Origin of the sequence: Jhaorihella thermophila (genome assembly GCF_900108275.1) — a bacterium.
GTDB lineage: Bacteria > Pseudomonadota > Alphaproteobacteria > Rhodobacterales > Rhodobacteraceae > Jhaorihella > Jhaorihella thermophila.
Window position 1 is genome coordinate 1 of sequence record NZ_FNVD01000030.1, and the last position, 17,165, is coordinate 17,165.

General features: G+C 58.5%; 19 protein-coding genes and 1 pseudogene. 3 read left to right on the forward strand and 17 right to left on the reverse strand.

All coding sequences use genetic code 11. The annotated features are described in order from the left end of the window. Positions 1-260: 260 nt before the first annotated feature. From C4S70_RS17200 to C4S70_RS17215, 4 genes are all read right to left on the reverse strand, one after another. On the reverse strand, positions 261-470 hold the full coding sequence (locus C4S70_RS17200; protein ID WP_104009333.1) for a YgaP family membrane protein: 210 nt from the start codon (positions 468-470) through the stop codon (positions 261-263). Between the two features lie 134 nt (positions 471-604). Beyond that, complete coding sequence (locus C4S70_RS17205; protein WP_160114904.1) at positions 605-1,249, reverse strand: class I SAM-dependent methyltransferase; 645 nt, start codon at positions 1,247-1,249, stop codon at positions 605-607. A gap of 62 nt (positions 1,250-1,311) precedes the next feature. Next, positions 1,312-1,980, reverse strand: a complete 669-nt coding sequence (locus C4S70_RS17210) for a Crp/Fnr family transcriptional regulator (RefSeq protein ID WP_104009335.1) — start codon at positions 1,978-1,980, stop codon at positions 1,312-1,314. 78 nt (positions 1,981-2,058) lie between these two features. Beyond that, positions 2,059-2,727, reverse strand: a complete 669-nt coding sequence (locus tag C4S70_RS17215) for a peroxiredoxin (protein ID WP_235003875.1) — start codon at positions 2,725-2,727, stop codon at positions 2,059-2,061. Positions 2,728-2,823: 96 nt separating this feature from the next. On the opposite strand from C4S70_RS17215, the gene C4S70_RS17220 reads away from it, so the two are divergent. Continuing rightward, a complete protein-coding gene (locus C4S70_RS17220) occupies positions 2,824-3,729 on the forward strand; it encodes a hydrogen peroxide-inducible genes activator (RefSeq protein WP_104009336.1) in 906 nt (301 codons plus the stop codon). 90 nt (positions 3,730-3,819) lie between these two features. Then, positions 3,820-3,999: a CTP synthetase gene (locus tag C4S70_RS17225; RefSeq protein ID WP_104009337.1), complete on the forward strand. Its 180-nt coding sequence runs from the start codon at positions 3,820-3,822 to the stop codon at positions 3,997-3,999. 11 nt (positions 4,000-4,010) lie between these two features. On the opposite strand, the gene C4S70_RS17230 is transcribed toward C4S70_RS17225, so the two are convergent. The 13 genes from C4S70_RS17230 to C4S70_RS17285 form a co-directional block, all read right to left on the reverse strand. Then, entirely contained in the window at positions 4,011-4,898 is an 888-nt protein-coding gene (locus tag C4S70_RS17230) for a DMT family transporter (protein ID WP_104009338.1), read from the reverse strand. Positions 4,899-4,997: 99 nt separating this feature from the next. Further along, entirely contained in the window at positions 4,998-5,432 is a 435-nt protein-coding gene (locus C4S70_RS17235; RefSeq protein WP_104009339.1) for a hypothetical protein, read from the reverse strand. A 23-nt stretch (positions 5,433-5,455) separates the two neighbouring features. Next, positions 5,456-6,430, reverse strand: a complete 975-nt coding sequence (locus C4S70_RS17240; protein WP_104009340.1) for an SLAC1 anion channel family protein — start codon at positions 6,428-6,430, stop codon at positions 5,456-5,458. A gap of 28 nt (positions 6,431-6,458) precedes the next feature. After that, positions 6,459-6,827, reverse strand: coding sequence for a DUF5368 domain-containing protein (locus C4S70_RS17245; protein ID WP_104009341.1), 369 nt, complete (start codon positions 6,825-6,827; stop codon positions 6,459-6,461). Positions 6,828-6,839: 12 nt separating this feature from the next. Beyond that, entirely contained in the window at positions 6,840-8,141 is a 1,302-nt protein-coding gene (locus C4S70_RS17250; protein ID WP_104009342.1) for an NAD(P)/FAD-dependent oxidoreductase, read from the reverse strand. Between the two features lie 71 nt (positions 8,142-8,212). Then, on the reverse strand, positions 8,213-8,353 hold the full coding sequence (cydX, locus tag C4S70_RS17255; protein ID WP_104009343.1) for a cytochrome bd-I oxidase subunit CydX: 141 nt from the start codon (positions 8,351-8,353) through the stop codon (positions 8,213-8,215). A 15-nt stretch (positions 8,354-8,368) separates the two neighbouring features. Beyond that, positions 8,369-9,532, reverse strand: coding sequence for a cytochrome d ubiquinol oxidase subunit II (gene cydB / locus C4S70_RS17260; RefSeq protein ID WP_104009344.1), 1,164 nt, complete (start codon positions 9,530-9,532; stop codon positions 8,369-8,371). A 5-nt stretch (positions 9,533-9,537) separates the two neighbouring features. Beyond that, the gene (locus tag C4S70_RS17265; RefSeq protein ID WP_104009345.1) at positions 9,538-11,205 is read right to left on the reverse strand and encodes a cytochrome ubiquinol oxidase subunit I; all 1,668 of its coding nucleotides are present in this window, start codon (positions 11,203-11,205) and stop codon (positions 9,538-9,540) included. Positions 11,206-11,330: 125 nt separating this feature from the next. Beyond that, positions 11,331-12,917 carry an amino acid ABC transporter ATP-binding/permease protein gene (locus tag C4S70_RS17270; protein WP_160114905.1) on the reverse strand — a complete coding sequence of 529 codons (1,587 nt, stop codon included), beginning with the start codon at positions 12,915-12,917 and terminating at the stop codon, positions 11,331-11,333. Between the two features lie 57 nt (positions 12,918-12,974). Continuing rightward, a complete protein-coding gene (locus tag C4S70_RS19435; RefSeq protein ID WP_380219044.1) occupies positions 12,975-13,106 on the reverse strand; it encodes a hypothetical protein in 132 nt (43 codons plus the stop codon). Next, the gene (locus C4S70_RS17275; protein WP_200822801.1) at positions 13,075-14,598 is read right to left on the reverse strand and encodes an ATP-binding cassette domain-containing protein; all 1,524 of its coding nucleotides are present in this window, start codon (positions 14,596-14,598) and stop codon (positions 13,075-13,077) included. The genes C4S70_RS19435 and C4S70_RS17275 overlap by 32 nt, the downstream gene beginning before the upstream one ends. Positions 14,599-14,656: 58 nt before the next feature. Further along, positions 14,657-15,319 carry a Crp/Fnr family transcriptional regulator gene (locus C4S70_RS17280; protein ID WP_104009347.1) on the reverse strand — a complete coding sequence of 221 codons (663 nt, stop codon included), beginning with the start codon at positions 15,317-15,319 and terminating at the stop codon, positions 14,657-14,659. A gap of 52 nt (positions 15,320-15,371) precedes the next feature. After that, positions 15,372-16,586: a TsoY family (seleno)protein gene (locus C4S70_RS17285; RefSeq protein ID WP_104009348.1), complete on the reverse strand. Its 1,215-nt coding sequence runs from the start codon at positions 16,584-16,586 to the stop codon at positions 15,372-15,374. Positions 16,587-16,776: 190 nt separating this feature from the next. On the opposite strand from C4S70_RS17285, the pseudogene C4S70_RS17290 reads away from it, so the two are divergent. Next, a pseudogene (locus C4S70_RS17290) lies at positions 16,777-17,058 on the forward strand (recombinase family protein); the annotation flags it as partial. Positions 17,059-17,165: the final 107 nt, after the last annotated feature.

Sequence of the window (17,165 nt, forward strand, 5' to 3'; positions counted from 1 at the left end):
CAGCTCAGCGACCGTCTGCTCACCCTTCAGCGCCTCAAGCGCTACCTTCGCCTTGAACTCCGGCGAATGCTGCTTCCGTTTCGACATCTCTGATCCCCTCTTCGTCGAAGATCAGCAGACAGCAATTTGTAGCCTACGTCAGCGTCCGATTTTCGGGGAGTAGCTCACCCGTCCCAATGTCAGCATCAATAGTGTCGAGGCGATGCCAATCAGAACGCCCCCTGCGAGGGACGCGATCGGTGTGAAAGCAGTCTCGATCATCAGCAATCCTTGCAGGTCTTGAGACCAACGATGCTGTAAAGCGGGCAGTTGCCGACAAACGCCGTCAGCGTGAACACGCCAGCGACGATCAGTGCCAGCCAGAACAGGATACCTGCGCCCAAGGCACTGGTGCCAAAGGCGAGAAACAGCAGAACCGCAGCAATCGCGAGGCGTCCGCCACGATCAAGTTTTCCCATGTTGGTGGTCATGTTTCACTCCATTCCGAATCTCTGGGGACGCTATCGCACGGATCGGCGCAATGCTTTGGTGACCAAGTCACCAAACTCGAAAATGACGTGCAAGAAAGGAGAACTACGTCCGCCTCACCGTCAGCGGATGCGATCTAAAGGGTTGTCGTATTGAGCTTTTTTGCGACGATGACGTGCCTTAAAGACCCTTCCGGATGGCGCGCGGTCTCAATGATCTCGAAGCCTGCAGTCTCGATCTCCGTTTCCAGCCGTTTCGAGGGCAAAAACTTGAAAGACGGCGCCTTTCCGAAAGCATGAAGGATCAGAGCAACGGGTCTTAGCAGCGTGAACAATCCGCTGACGCAAGGTGTCTTCGAGACAAACAAGCCGCCGGTTTCGAGAGACTTGTGAATGCTCTTAAGCATCGCTGGTCTGTCATCCAGAAGATGCAGGAAATTGAAACAAAGGACCATGTCGAACGGCCCAGTCGGGTGGTCTTCCTCGCCCAACTCACCGACGTAAAAGTCCAAATTCTCACGAGTTTCGGGTGGCTGCCTTTCCAGGGCAATATCGATCATCTCGGATGAGTAGTCACTCGCCACGTAGTTGCGAACGTACGGGGCTAATTTGAACGCTGTCGTGCCGGTTCCGCACCCCAACTCCAGCACATGATCCGCCTTAGACATATGCGCGCGAATACAATCCAGCGTCTGCTTATAGGCGTCTGGATTGCGCATGTTCATCGCAGCGTAGCGCCTTGCCACCTTATTCCAGAAGGCGCGTGAGTCCGACACGGCCATCATCTAACCCCAAGTTTGGCACGTTCCGAAAAGTTGAACGCGCTCCGTCGAAACCGGCCAGATCATGCTCCGGCAGACTTGACCAATCGCTCCAGGCCATCGCGACCCGTCAGGTGCACTTCGCCACGGGATTGTTCGATCCACCCACGCCGCTGAAACTCGGACAGAGTTCGCGAAATGACTTCGCGCGCAGTCCCCAGTTCTGTTCCCAGAACGGCATGGGTCGCGTGCACCACACCGTTCTCGTCAGCAAGTTCCAACAGCCGGGAGGCCAGGCGCACATCCATACGTTGAAACACGATGTCGTCGATCAAAGTGAAGAGATCGGTGATTCGCCGCGAATAGGCAGTGAAGACAAATTCACGAAACACTGGCGATTTCGCAACGAGTTCGTCAAAGGTCTTTCTCGGGATCGCAACCGCCTCAACGTCGGTCTCAGAAGTTCCTTCTGCAGCATAGTCTTCAAAGGCCAGCATACAGGCTGTCGTCAGCACGCAGCTTTCGCCCGCATGAACGCGATAGAGAAACACCTCTCGTCCCGTGTCGGACTTCTGTTGGACTTTAACGGTGCCGTCCAGAAGCAACCACAAGTTATCTGCGGTCTGCCCTGGAGCAAAGATCCGTGTGCCAGGCGGAACCCGTACGATCTCGCTTCCCGAAACCAGCTCATCCCTGATCTCTGCGGGGAGGCGGCCAAGCCCCTTGAATTTGTCGATCCAGGTCGTTTCCATCGTGTCGTTCCAGGTAAAGCATTGGGTATCAAGCGCGACGCAGCTGCTTCCGACTACGCCGCGCTTTCAGGAGGATGTTCAGAGTGACTTGGTCGAGAAGTACCAGTCCTTGGTCTCAAACCCTTCCGACATGCGGGCTTCTGCGGCCGAGGCGGTTGCCGGGGGCGGTACGATGACATCATCGCCAGGCTGCCAGTTCTCGGGTGTGGCAACCTTGTTTTCGTTCGACGTTTGCAGCGCCTTTACCAAACGAACGAATTCGTCGACGGACCGCCCGTTGGTCATCGGGTAGTACACCATCGCCCGCAAGATGCCTTCCGGATCGATAATGAAGGTCGCGCGCACGGCTTGCGTGTCAGATGCTCCGGGCTGGATCATACCGAAAGCCTGCGCCACCTTCATGTCCAGGTCGGCGATGATCGGGAACGGGATCTCAACACCAAACGTGTCTTTGATCGAGCGCATCCATGCGATGTGCGCATAGTGGCTGTCGATTGACAGACCAAGAAGATCCGTGTTGAGCGCCGTGAAATCATCGGCGCGATTGGCAAACGCCATGAATTCCGTGGTGCAGACAGGTGTGAAATCCGCGGGATGGGAGAACAGGATCAGCCACTTGCCCTTGTAGTCGGCATTGGTTTTGCGACCGTCGGTCGTCAGCGCGTCAAAGCTAGGCGCAGGCTCGTTCAGACGGGGCAAGACCACGGGGACTTCGTTCGATACCGGTGTATGTGCGTTCATGGTCATCTGCCTTTCTTAGTGCCTTGACACCTACATAGGAGATGACGCGTTATTTGAGAAATTGAGTGTATCGCATACCGTCATTCAATAAAGCGATTACCCATGACAACCCTTCGCCAACTCCGTTTCCTCGTCGCCTTGGACGACACGCAGAACTTTTCTCGCGCCTCAGAGCTATGCAACGTCACGCAATCCACCTTATCGACAGGCTTGAAAGAGCTGGAAGAACGACTTGGTGTTCGAGTCGCGGAAAGGACAAAACAAAGCGTCATGATGACCCCTGTCGGCAAGGAATTGGCGGAGCGCGCACGGGGTATCCTTTCCGAAGTTCAAGACTTCGAAGACCGAGCCGCGCGAGAGAACTCCGTCGGCACCTCAAGCATTCGGTTTGGAACAATCCCCACAGTTGGTCCTTACCTCATGCCAAGGGCCATGCCGCTTCTGCGCCAGCGCCTGCCAGAGACGAAATTCTATCTCCGCGAAGAACTCACGGACCGGCTTGTCGACGGTTTGATGGACGGTCGTCTGGACCTTCTGTTGCTCGCCCTCCCCCATCCGCTCCCGCCGCAAATCGAGACAGAAGTCCTGTTCTCGGATGGATACTATCTTGCGACGCCCGCGGATCATCCTTTGGGGAACCGAGACAAGGTCGGTGCCGATGATTTGACGGATCGCCACCTTCTGCTGTTGGAAAAAGGCCACTGTTTGCAAAGACACGCACTTTCCAGCTTCTCCGGCATCAACCTCGACGAGGATGAGAGCTTTTCGGCCACAAGCTTGTCGACGCTTGTCGCCATGGTCGAAGAAGACCTTGGGATCACGCTCTTGCCAAAGCTCGCTGTGGATGCCGGCATCTCGAAGACTCATCACCTTCATCTCGGAGATGTCGAAGGAGCGATACCCCGCGACGTGGCACTCGCGTGGCGCAAGAGCTCTCCAAGCGCCGATACGTTTCGAGATGTCGGAAGCTGCCTGAAGACAGCGCGAGAGCAGCTCGCCGGTTCCTGACTGTATTTCGATTATCTTATTGATCTCTATCAATGAATTATCGATGCAGATTCTTATTCTTGGGCTGCTATCGGCAAAAGGAATCACGGCATGTTTGGTTTGGCTGGCATACTCTACTCTCTCATCAGTACGACACTCGCGGGATCTGCAATCGTCGTGTCGCTGGTGCTGGGCTACGACACCTTGGTGCCGCTGTTGATCGCAGCCGGCATTGGTTTCGCCGCTGCACTCCCAGCCTCCCTCATCGTTGCAAAGCAGATGCGCGGCTAAGGCTCCCGCCTTCACAGTGTTTGCGCTCGTTGGTTCCGCGCCGTCATCAAGGCGTCGGCAACAATGGCTGCCCCCACAAACAGCCCACCGAGCAAGATAAGCTTTGTCGGCTGCTCACCAACGATGAGCGCGACCCAAAGCGGCGATAGAATAACCTCAATGAGGGGTAGCAAAGCCAATTGCACGGCTGGGACAGACCGGGCACCAATTGTGTAGAGGATCAATCCTGCGCCGGTCTGAAAGACACCCATCAGCAACGCTATTATGAGGTCGTTTTGGGGAATGCGTAGGCCGCTGCCATAACTGTTTGCGACCACGAAGCACACGACGCTGGCAAAGATGCCTGACAGCACGACAGTCGGCAACATGTCACCGTCTTTGCGCATCCTCAAAACCAGCGTGAATAATGCAAAGAACATAGCCGAGCCGACTGCGAACAGATTGCCTATTGCGTTGCCCGTCGCAATCGCGCCGCCTTGCATGATGACGATACCGACCAAGGCGATGATGATCGCCCCCCAGGTCGACGGTGCAACGCGCTCTGACAAGGCAAACCAGCCAAGAACAGCCGCAAAAAACGGCGCTGTAGCAAAGAGAAGGACCGCATCTGCGATGGTCGTCATCTGCATGGCCAGAATACCAAATGCATAGGCAACCATGAGGCAAATGGCACCCATAATTCCAGGGACACCCACGTGTAGGGTCGCCTTGAAAGCGCCGCGCCCGTATTGGACGAGTGAGACGGCCGCTAGGAAAAGTGTTAGGGCAAGAGATCTGTAAAAGAGAATTTGCCAGGCGTCAGCCTCGCTCATCAACCTTATTGCCAGACCTTGCGTGGACCAGAAGAGACCAGCACCGAAAACGAGAAAAAGCCCGAGGCGATAGCTTGGGGTGATCAATGTGAAATCCGTTTTTGTCGCTCTTCAAACAAGTCCAATCCTAATCGAACGGAAGTAGAGGGGCCACAGCACCAAACGTGTTGCAGCCCCAATCTAGTATCAGAAGCTCAAGACACGGGCATCGGGATCCATGAGCTTGGCGGCCATTTCGCCCGGGTTCGCGACGCCAATTCCGTCGAGCAGCACCTCGGGTCCCTCGCCACGCCCCGGCAGGTAGATCGCGCAGACTTCGACCGTCGCACCCGTGTTGGCCTGGATCATCTGCATAAGGCCTTGCGGGCTCATATCGCGCGGAGGTTGCCCAGCCGTCGCGCTTTCCGGCGCGTCCTTGAGGGCCAGATCACCAGCGGGGCCACAAAGCAAAATATGGGCTGAGGCACCTTGCTGTGCCGCCTGCATGGTCAGCACCATCGACATCAGCTGCGTTTGTGCATCAGGCGAGGTCACAACAGTGACGACTTTGCTCGGGCCTTCCGCGAAGGCGGAAACGGCGGACGACATGACAAGAACAGCGGAGAGGAGCAGTTTCTTCATGGTGTTTCCTTTGGTTTTGGGGGTTATTCCGGTTTGCAGATATCCCCGGCAACAGCGGCACGAATGGTGCGGACGCCGAGCACGAGAATGGTGAGAGCGAGCAGGCCAAGCAAAGCAAAGCCTGACACGCGAAACAGGTCAGATCCGGTTAGCGCCGCGTATCTGAAAACGGCGGTCGTTAGCGCAGCAAGCGGGAACGACAGCGCCCAGAAAGAAAGAGCGAAGGGGAGCCGAAGCAACGTCGGCACCTGCAGAGCAACAAGGGCTGCAAAGAACAAGCCTGTGTTCATCAAGAACCGCGCGAATGCATCGATCTGACCGCCGTTCAGTTCGATCCACGCAAGGAATCCAACCGCAGGAGGTGCTATCAGAATGACGAGTGTCGGCTGCAACTTGCCAGGCAATGGATCGTGAAAAATGATCCGGTTAAATACAAGCGTGAGCAGGATCAGCCAGAAAATGATACCGACCGAGAAGAAGTACCAACTGGCCTCTTCAAGCCCCAGATGCACGCCCCCCAGGGGCACGATCACATTGGCGACTGCTGGAATGAACCATGCCGGCGACAGGGTCTGATGTGGAAAGGCCCTGTGGGAAATCCACGCCGACACGATCACAACCGTGAGGACCGCCTGTGTGCTTGCGGCGATGACCCACAATGCCGTCGAAAGCGTCGGCGCAATGTTCTGTAACAACAATGATAGCAGCAAGATCGAGATGTTGGCCGCTGGAAAGAACAAAAGGCGGACCGGGTGGTTCCATTCCTCGGCTACTTGTCCGGGAAACCGGATGGCTTTTGCTATGTAGAGCGCCAACAATCCCAGAAACACCAAGGCCCCTGCCCCGGCAACGCCATCAGAAACGGCCGCAAGACCTCCTGCCCGTGCAGCAAGCGCGAGGCCAAACAGCCCCATGGTCGACCCGAAGAGCGTGATCGGGAAATGCGCGAGCCAAGGCTCTTGCCGTGTTGGAACTGTACCGAGATCGGGGATTTGCATGGCTCTGTTTACCCATGTGATATTGCGGTCAAGAATCCACCTCACCCTTGGTCCGTTTCGTGCCCAAGAGCGCTTCGAGCGTGTACACGAGAATTGCCATGCCAACCGCCCCAACCGAAGCAATGCCAAGGAGCACGATAAGGTCCACGGGTCCGCCCAAATCAGAGAGCTTGGATTTGGTCATCACCATCACGAACCAGACCGCCAGGACCGCACCGACGGGCATGGACAGCTGGGCAATCAGGAATTTCTTCCAGCTTACGGCCCAGTCCCGGATGAGCACGTAGAGAAAGGCCAGCGTCACTAATGCAGCGGCGGCCACCATCGTCCAGAACAGGCCGCGCCCGAAGATCTCTTCGAAAACGGCAATGAGGGTTTCGAATGTAAGGTCTTTCATCTCTCGCCCTCCTCAGGCCCGGCCACGCAGCATGGCGTTGTACGTGGCTTTCAGCGCCACTTCCTTCATCAACCAGCTGATCCACAGCTCTTCGAGCGGCGCGATCACGCCCGGGAAGGAAGGGACAAGGTTGTTATTGTAGTCGAACTCCACCAGCATCGCGCGGCCGATGCGTGTGATCAGCGGGCAGGACGTGTAGCCATTGTAGGTTTCCGTCCCCTCGCGGCCTTCGATGGCCGCAATCAAATGATCTTCGACCACCGGCACCTGCCATTTGACCGAGGCCGCCGTTTTTCCCTTTGGGACGCCGGCCACATCGCCAAGCGCGAAAATTTCAGGGTAGCGCAGATGCCGAAGGGTCTGCATGTCGCATTCGACCCAGCCCTGATCCGTCCATTTATCCGCCCAGGCAAGACCGGACTGAACCACGAATTCAGGCGCGCGTTGCGGCGGAATGACGTGGATGTAGTCATAATCCACCTCTTCGGTCCCCGTCTCGGTCGCGAAAGTCGCCCGCTTTGCACTGGCGTCGATCGCCGTCAAAGTGCGGTTCATCATCGTCTCGACACCGCGATCTTCAAACAACATGCGGACTTTTTCGGCCACAATCGGCACCCCGAAGAGCGATCCTTGCGGCGCGGCATAGACCATGTTGACCTTGCCCGCGTTCCCGGCTCGACGCGCGATGTCGTCGATCAGGAACGTGTGCTTGAGCGGCGCACCCGCGCATTTCATTTCCGTGGCAGGCCGCGTAAAGATTCCTGTGCCGCCTTCTTCTGTGAAGCGGCTGGCCGCGGTCCATGTCTTGGCCGCGTATTCCGGGCCGGCATAAAGCGCGCCAATCCCGTTCTCGCCGACCATATCGAGGCTGAAGCCATCGATGGCATCGTGATCCAGGACCAGACCAGGTGCGACGACAAGCCAATCATAGTCCAGCGTTTGGCCACCTTCGGTCGAAACGGTTTTGCTGATCGCATCGACCGCTGACACCTTGTCGGCGACAAACGATACGCCGCTGGGCAACCAATCCGAATTCTCTGACACCACGTAGCTGGCAGGCTTCAGCCCCGCCGCAACAAGGGTCAGACCCGGCTGATACAGGTGATTGGGGCGCGGGTCGATCATCGTGATCTGCGCGCCATCAAGGCGCCGCACCAACCTGTTTGCCAGCGCCATGCCAGCCGCGCCCGCGCCTATGATGACGATCTTCGCAGACGTCCGGACGGTTTGTGCCTTGGCCTGCTCGCCACGCGTGGCCATCCCGGCAACTGCACCGCCGGCAAGGGCAGCAGTCAAAAATGTTCTTCTATCCATAGTTCCTCCTCTATCCATAGTTCCTCCTAGAGTCGGGGCGCGTCACACACAAGCGACTTGCCCCTCGCCCTTTATTCCCCGACAACAACCGGTGACGGTTCGTCGTCTTCTTCCGCAAGCTTCCGGTCACGCTGCAGCTCAAGCCACATGGCGTTCATGACGGCGAAGATTGCGGCGAGCGGAAGGCCAAGCAGCCAAGCGAAATACCACATCAGCTTGTTCCTTTCTCAGTAGACAGTGTCGGAGTTGCTGGTGACGTCGGCCTCGGTGACCTTGCCCCAGAGCACTTTGTAGACCCATGCAGTGTACATCAGGATCAGCGGCATGAAGATCACGGTGCAGACCAGCATGATGAAGAGCGTCTGATGCGAGGACGAGCTGTCCCACACAGTCAGCGAGCTGTTCGGATCAACGGTCGACGGCAGAATGAACGGAAACATGGTCAACCCAACCGACGAGATCACGCCGGTGATCCCGAGTTTCGACCAGAGCAACGTGGACACCTCGCGGCCAGCGATCAGGCCACGCAGCGCAAGCGCCATGCCGACAAAGCCCATGATGGGGGCCGCAATGATCCATGGCCGCTCTGCATAAGCCGAGAGCCAGGACCCACCGCGCGCCACTTCGGAGTAGAGCGGATTGGACGGCCCATCGGTAACCACCTCGCCGACAAGGGCAAAGCCGTCGATTCCAAGGGCCAGCCAGAGCCCGGCCAGCGCGTAGCCTGCCATCGCCACGATCCCGGCATAGGTCCCGATCCGGCGCGCGCGATTGGCTATCAGGCCTTCGGTCTTGAGGCTGAGCCAAGCCGCCCCATGCATGAGCAGCATTGAAAAGGATACGACGCCAGCCAACAGCGCGAAGGGGCGCAGAAGGCCGATGAACTTCGTCAGGAAGTTGCCCGGATACATCGCCATCAAATCCTCGGTCAGATAGAAGGGCACGCCGAGCAGCACGTTGCCCACCGCCACCCCGAACAGCAGCGCCGGCACGGCGCCGCCCACGAACAGCGCCCAGTCCCAGCTGCTCCGCCAGGTCGCACTGTCCCGCTTTGAGCGGTATTTGAAGGCCACGGGGCGCACGATGAGGGCCGCAAGGACGACGAACATCGCAAGGTAAAAGCCCGAAAAGCTGACCGCATAAAGCGGGGGCCAAGCCGCAAAGATCGCGCCACCGCCGAGGATGAACCAGACCTGGTTCCCTTCCCACACAGGGCCAACCGTGTTGATGACTACGCGGCGTTCCACATCTGTCTTGGCGACGAAGGGCAGGAGTGCCCCCACCCCCATGTCGAAGCCGTCAGTGAGTGCGAAGCCGATCAGCAGCACGCCCAGAAGCGCCCACCAGATGACCCGCAAGGTTTCATAGTCGATGAGTTCATAGAGGATCATGTGTCTTACTCCGCGGGGGTTGTGCTTGCGCCGGAGAGGCCATCGTCGACAGCAGAGGCTGCGCGGGCACCCGCCGGGGCAAACGGCCCCTGACCGTCATGAGTCCGCAGGCGATGTTCGTGGCGTGCTTCCCAGGCTTCGGTCTCGGCGACGTCCTGGAACGGGCCCTTGCGGATGTATTTCAGCATCAGGCCGATCTCGACGACAAAGAGGATCGAGTAGAAGATCATGAAGCCCGCAAGCGTGATGAGCAGATCAGCGACGCTCAGGTGGCTGGCCGACAGCGCGGTTGGCAGAACGCCGTCCACAGTCCAGGGCTGACGACCGAATTCGGCCACGAACCACCCCATTTCTGCCGCGATCCAGGGCGTCGGGATCGCGACCACAGCCGCCCAAAGCGCCCAACGGGGATAGGTCTGGCCCTTGAAAGACGACCGATAGAAGAAATAGGCCATCACGCCAATGAACGCGAAGCCAAGCCCCACCATGATCCGGAATGCCCAGAACAGCGGCCAGACGGTCGGAACGGTATCTTCTGCCGCTTGCGCGATCTGCTCAGGTGTCGCTTCGCGCGGATCATCCACGTAGCGCAACAGCAGATAGGCAAACCCAAGATCGCCGGAGTGTTCTTCGAACCGCGCGCGTACATCCGCCGGGGTAGCATCGCGCTGTTCGCGGATGGTTTGCAGCGCATCATAGGCGATAATGCCCCGCTCGACCCGCTCATGTGCTTCTTCAACGAGATCCTCAATGCCGGGAATCTCCTGGGTCAGCGAGCGGGTCCCGATGATGCCCATGACCCACGGGATGCGCACCGCATAGTGCGTTTCACGCGCTTCCTGATCGGGGAACCCGATGGCGGTGAACGATGCAGGCGCCGGTTCTGTCTCCCACATCGCTTCGATCGCGGCGAGTTTCATGCGCTGAGTGTGGCTGGCCGAGTAGCCGGACTCGTCGCCCAGAACGACAACGGCCAGCGCCGATGCAAGACCAAAGGACGCGGCAACCGTAATCGACCGCCGCGCCAGTTCGACATGGCGATTCTTCAGCAGATACCAGGCCGAGACACCAAGGACGAAGACCGCCGCCGTGACGTAACCGGCCGAAACGGTATGGACGAACTTCGCCTGGGCCACCTCGTTGAAGAGGACATCGAAGAACGATGTCATCTCCATGCGCATCGTGTCGGGATTGAACTCCGCGCCGACCGGGTTCTGCATCCACCCGTTCGCGATCAGGATCCAGAGCGCCGAGAAGTTGGAACCGAGTGCGACAAGCCAGGCCACAACAAGGTGTTGGACCTTGCTCAGCTTGTCCCACCCAAAGAAGAAGAGACCGACGAAGGTCGCCTCGAGGAAGAAGGCCATCAGACCCTCGATCGCAAGAGGTGCGCCGAAAATGTCGCCCACGTAGTGGCTGTAGTAGCTCCAGTTCATTCCGAACTGGAATTCCATGGTGATACCGGTTGCGACGCCGAGGACGAAGTTGATCCCAAACAGCGTGCCCCAGAATTTCGTCATCTGCCGCCAGATCGGTCGGCCCGTCATGACATAGACGGTCTCCATGATCGCGACGATGATCGACAAACCAAGCGTCAGCGGCACGAAGAGGAAGTGATACATGGCTGTCATCGCAAATTGCAGGCGCGACAGCTCTACGACATCTAGCTCCATTGAAAGCCCTCCTGATTAGCATGCGGGGTCCGGCCTGGTCAGCAAGGGCCGAGTCGGGCTCCACGAGTCTTCAGGAGGCGGTGTACGTCGGCACACCGGAATATCTTGGTGACAACATCACCAAGTCAAGCAGAAAGTTCGATCGTCTTCTTGAAGACAGAGTGATTAGCCCCAGAATGCATAGTCGCCATGATGAGCGCATCGGGCAAAGCGGCGCGAACACCTTGAATGACAGCATCCGCAGTCTCAGCATCAAGGCCCTCAGTGGGTTCATCAAGAAGAAGTATCTCGCTTCTTTTCAGGAGGTTACGCGCCAGCGCCAAGCGCCTGGACTGCCCGCCGGACAGACCTGCGCCCCCTTCTCCAAGCTTCGTATCAAGGCCGTCGCGCTTGATGAGCGCATCTGCCAGAACGACCGTCTGAAGCGCATTCCACACCTCGGCATCGGTGAAATCGCCACTTAGTGACAAGTTGTCACGCACTGTCCCAGCGATCAGTGAGCTGCGTTGAGGCAGCATGGACACGATTCCACGCAACGTGTCGTCCGCGTAATCGTCTGGCCTGAGGCCCTTCACCATAACCTCGGAGGTCGGCAACAGCCCAGCGATCTGCATCAACAGCATGGATTTGCCCACACCGGATGGCCCGGTTAAGGCCACGGTCTCTCCGGCTCGGAACTCTCGCTCGCCACCTGGCAACCGAAGTGAAAGCAGCGGCGCATCGACCTGACCGTACCGGTTCTCTGTTTGATCTATTCTAGGAAGAAGGTTGCTGATGCGCGCTGCCGCCCCGGACATGCGTCCGAGTTCCGAGACACCGCGTCTGAGCGGAAGAAGCGCCTCCGCGAGCGCCAGTGCAACGAATAATCCGATAACTGCTTTGGCTGGCCCGACAGACCCCGCGTCGAGAAGGGCCGCTCCCATTAGAAAAGCGCTCATGGCAACGCCTGCGATAAGTAGCGACATCCAGAAACCCGACATGCGTTCTGCGCGATCGAGCTGTCTCGCGGCCTCCCGGGCGGCCCCGTCTATCTGGCGCAGGCGGTCTTCCTTGCTCTTCAGGACCGCAGCGACGATCAAAGCCTCTCTATCTCTGATCATGTCGATCACACCGCGGCGCAAGTGCTGGCCCTGCGTTTCGGCTTCGCTGGCTGGGGCCACGGTTCTGCGTCCAAGGCGCAGAAGAATAGCCAACCCGAAAGACAGGTAGAGACCCGCGATGACTACAGCCACCGACCAGCCAACGATTAGACCGAGGACTGCGAATACAAGCACATGGGTCAGGATCGCAGCGCCAAGCGGCAGGATGAGCCTCAGGACAACGCCATCGAGGGCATCCACGTCAGAGACGATCCGCGTCAAAGCGCCCTCTCCCCGTAACTTGGACAGCTCTCGAGCATCGCTTCGTGCAAACCCGCGCAAAAGGACTACGCGAAGGGCTGCCAGCGCCCGAAGGGTCGCATCATGGGTCAGCAAACGTTCCCCGTAGCGCGCCGCGGCCCTGCCCAGGGCCAGAAACCTGACACCAGCAGAGGGTCGAAAGACGTCGAAGGCGATACCGATCCCCGCAAGCCCGGCCAGTCCCGTCGCGGTAATGAACCAACCCGACAGCCCCAACAATGCGGCCCCCATGACTAAGACAGTGACCGCCAAGAGCGCACCCCTTGCCATGGCCCATCGGTCTGCGTTCACAAGGAGGATTGCGATGCTCAAGAGGTGTCTCATCCAGCGACCTCTATGCGGTTATCCATGGCTGCGGCCAACCTCGGGTCATGTGTCGCCACAATCACCGTCCCCCCCCGCGTCTTGGAAACGCTGGAGCGACTTGATGATGATATCGGCGGTCTCTGCATCCAGATCCGCCGTGGGTTCATCTGCAAGAAGCAGGCTGGCACCTGTCATGATAGCGCGCGCCAAGAGCAGTCGCCGTGCCTCCCCCCCCGGACACCCCGCCCCCGCTTTCGCCAAGGCGGGTCTCCAATCCATCCGGCAAGCGCGCTACGATATTCAACGCCGCCGCCATCTGAAGAGCGGATGTCGGATCGGTACCTGTTCCTCTCGGATCCAGCCAGTCCTGCAATGTCTCATCGGGGAAATGCGGTCTCTGGGGCACCAACGCGAGGCGCGCGCGCCAGGCGTCGGCGGTTTTCTCATTCAAAGACTGACCGTTCACCTCGATGTCGCCCGAAGCCAGCGGCACCAGGCCGGCAAGCGCAGCCAAAGCCGTTGTTTTTCCCGCGCCACTTGGACCAACGAGCGCGACGCTCTGGCCTTCACTTAAGGACAAATCCGGCACCATGACTTCACTGTCCGCAACGCGTGCGACCGCGCCCTTGCTCTTGACGCTTATAGGCCCGGCCAACGGCGTGCACGGCTCGGCCTGGCCCACAAACCCGATCCGGTCCGCCGCATCCAACTCATCAAGATCTGCAACCACGGCGAATCCGGCCGCACGATCGTGCCACGCTGTCGCGAGATCCCGCAGAGGCTGGAAATAATCCGGCGCAATCAAGAGCAGGAACAGCCCCTGTCCCAAGGTCAGTCCGTCCCCCCAGGACCCAAATCCGATTTCCCCGAGCAGCGTAAAGCCCACAAAGACCGCCACCATCGCGACGCCAAGCGCCGAGAACAATTCCAGCACCGTCGAAGACAGGAAGGCGACCCGCAGAACTGCCATGGTCCGTTCGCGCAAAGTGTTCGCGCGCGCTTCGAAATCAGCGGCAGAGCGATCGACGGCACCGAGCAAACGAATGTCCAGCATCGCTGAAATCCGGTCCATGACCATATCGTTCATCGATGCGATCTCAGTCATCTGGCGCTTTGAGGCGTCCTCAGCCGCCATGCCGACCAAGGCCATGAACAGAGGTATGAGAGCGCCTGCAACAAGGAGCGTCAGGCCCACGACCCAGGACTGTGAAAACGACAAGACCAATAACAGGACGGGCAGAACCTGCGCCCGCAACATGGCGACGTGATAGCACGTGATCCACGGCTGCAAGAGCGGGAGCTTCTGCACCACAAGAGCCGCGATCTGAGCCGAACCGGCCTCCGTTCGCGCCCGCGCCTCTCGCGAAATGAGGGTCTCACGTTCGCGCGCGATCGTCTTGTCTGCAGCGTCAAACAAGAGCGCCCCTGACCGGTGCTCTAACGCAGCTCGAACAAAGGCGCACCCCATGAATACCAAGGCGGCCGTGACCGCTGGACCAAAAGCCGGCGCGCCAGATGCCCAACGTGACGCCGCCCAAGCGATGGCCGCCGCTTGAACAGGCCAAAAGGCGCCGGCAACCACCGAAAGCCATCCTGCGATGTTCAGCTGCCGCGCAACCGGCGCGATGATGCGTTCTTTCGCGCGCCTCCTGTCATTGCGAGCCGCGCCAGGGTTTTCATGTGTCATGACCAAGAAGACCGGCGTGGTGCGGCTCGTGTTGGAGGTATTTCAGTGTCTTAGTGCTTTAGGTAGCCAGTGAGAGGCATCCCTTGGACAATCGAGCTAGGGCGGCTGGTGCATCAATGTGAATGCGACCGCGTTGCTGAACGATCCAGCCTTTGTTCGCAAAGTCGCGCAACCTGCGCGACACCACTTCCCGTGCCGTCAGGAGATCCTTGGCAATGTCCCCATGGGTGGCGACGACCTCGCGGTCTTTCGCGTGGCACAATAGCCAATCTGCAATCCGGTTGTCCAAGCTGAACCTGTTCTTTGCAGATATCTTGGCGAAGAAGGTCGGCAAGCGCTTGGCATGTGTTGCGAACAAGGCTTGTCTGAAGCCCATGTCGCTATGAACAAGCAGCACGAGGCTGTTCGGGGACAACTCAATCCAGGTTGTGGGTTCCGAGCATTTGGCTCGAACTGTGATTTCCCGTTCGGACAGAATTGCAGCTGTGACCGGCATACAATCCTGCCCCACTGATGCCCGACATTCTGCCCAAGGCACGTTTCGGCCTTTGGTCCGAAAATGCACCGTGAGCTTGCCGCGCGTGATGAGCACAAAGGCGCGCGGATGGCCTTGCCAACGAAACGCCGTTTGACCCTCATCGGCGCTTTTGATCACACCGCCTGCATCCAGAACAGCGCGTGCAAGGGATACGTCCTGGCTCGGCTTGGAATGAATGTTCATCTATGCCTCCATCGCCCGGCTCAGATGAGCCGGGCGTCTGACAAGGGAGAATTCATTCTGCCGGAACAGCGTGGCCATCGGCCGGACGCCCGAAGTGTCGTTTGTTCAGCAAAAGAACGAGAACGATCATCGAGACCTGCGCGGCAATCGCAAGCGAGGTCAGCGACCAGTAGGCGATGCCGAACTTGGCGATCAAACCGGCCCCAACGAGACCCTTGTTGATCCAGAAATGCAGCATCACACTGAGCGCCACACCCGGGCAAACGAGTGCGTAGGATCCCGCCGAGTTGCCCGCTCCGCGTAGATAGGCATCTGCGTATCTCTGGCGCTTGAGCACCAACAGGCCGAGCGCGATAAACACGCCTTGAATCGCCAGGATCGTCGTCGTCAGAAGCAGGTTGTCCGCCACACCGCCATGAGCGTCAAAAGTGGTGTGCAGGCCATGCTCCTGCCGCATGGTCATGATCCCGAGGATCGTCAGGATCGGCACAACAACCATCAACGTCGGCGCGCTTTCCTTCGCAGTCCCGTATTGCAGCATCGAATTGAATGCCACGATCGCAGCCACCACCGTATAAAGCGCGGCGATAGCACCAAGCGCAATCGATAGGACAAGAGAGATGCCAACGGTCGTGGGGACTGTGCTCATGGCTGCAGGCGCGGACATGCCAACGGCGATCATCGACAGCGCAAAGGCTGGCAGGAGTTGAGCGAAAGAGTTGTTCGCGGTGACATCGAAAACCCCGCCTTCACTCAAAACGCGGCCCAGGAAGCCACCGATGCGGTTGAACGCGAGATAGGCGATCAGACCGAAGGCGACCATCGCCATCGGGAACAGGTATTCGACGATATTCCAGAGGCCCGGAACAAAAACGAGGCCGAGGATGAAGCCGGCATTGACGGTCATCGCGAGAGCAAGCGGCATGGCCAAGAACTGCGTCTCGCCATTGGACCCCATCAATTTTGTGTAAGCGTCCGTCTTCTTGAACTCGGCGAGACGTGCGAGGTTCCAGATCAGCAGTTTGATGTTCAGAAAGGCAAATCCGGCGATCCCCGTGACGGCCACTAGGATAGCGGCCTTCAAAGCAATGCCTCCCTGTGAGAAGGCCGCCAAGATGTCCTCGAAGACAGGAACCGGTTGTCCCGGATGCGGCACCCAGAACATCAGAAACATGAAGAAGGTCACCGAGAGCCCCCCTGCCCCGAGCGAGGCAAGGAAGTAAAGCGGAGACCATGTGTCAGCGGGTCGTTGGCTAGAAGTATTCATGGCAGTTCTCCAGTTATCTAGAGAATATATGCATCACATCCTCATCAACCGACGGTGACATAGTCACTGATTGAGGAAAAATCCATACGTGGCCAGCTGTTTGGGCTCGGAAACAAAATTCCAGATCGAATATATCATTTTTAAACAGTCGTTTATTAGCAATACCCCAAATTGCAAACAGGCCGATTTCATGCCCCTGATAGGCTACGCCCGCGTTTCCACAGAGGATCAGACCCCCCTGCCCCAGTCTGAGGCCCTGCAAACTGCGGGTTGCGTCGAGATCTTTGAAGAGCACGCCTCGGGCGGCAATCGCGCGCGACCGGTGCTGGCACGCGTGCTCGAACGCGTCCAGAGCGGTGATACGCTGGTCGTTGTGCGGATCGACCGGCTTGCGCGATCTCTGTCGCCCTTGCTAGAGGTGATCGAACGTCTGGAGGCCAAGGGAGCTTTCTTCCGCTCCCTGCAGAACCCCTGTCCGTCGTCAGAGTTTTTCGGACAGCGCAAGCAGTTTCGTAACGGAGGCTCTGGTTCGGTTTCTGTCTGAGTTTAGGCGGCAGCGGCTTGATGTTGCAACCGGCG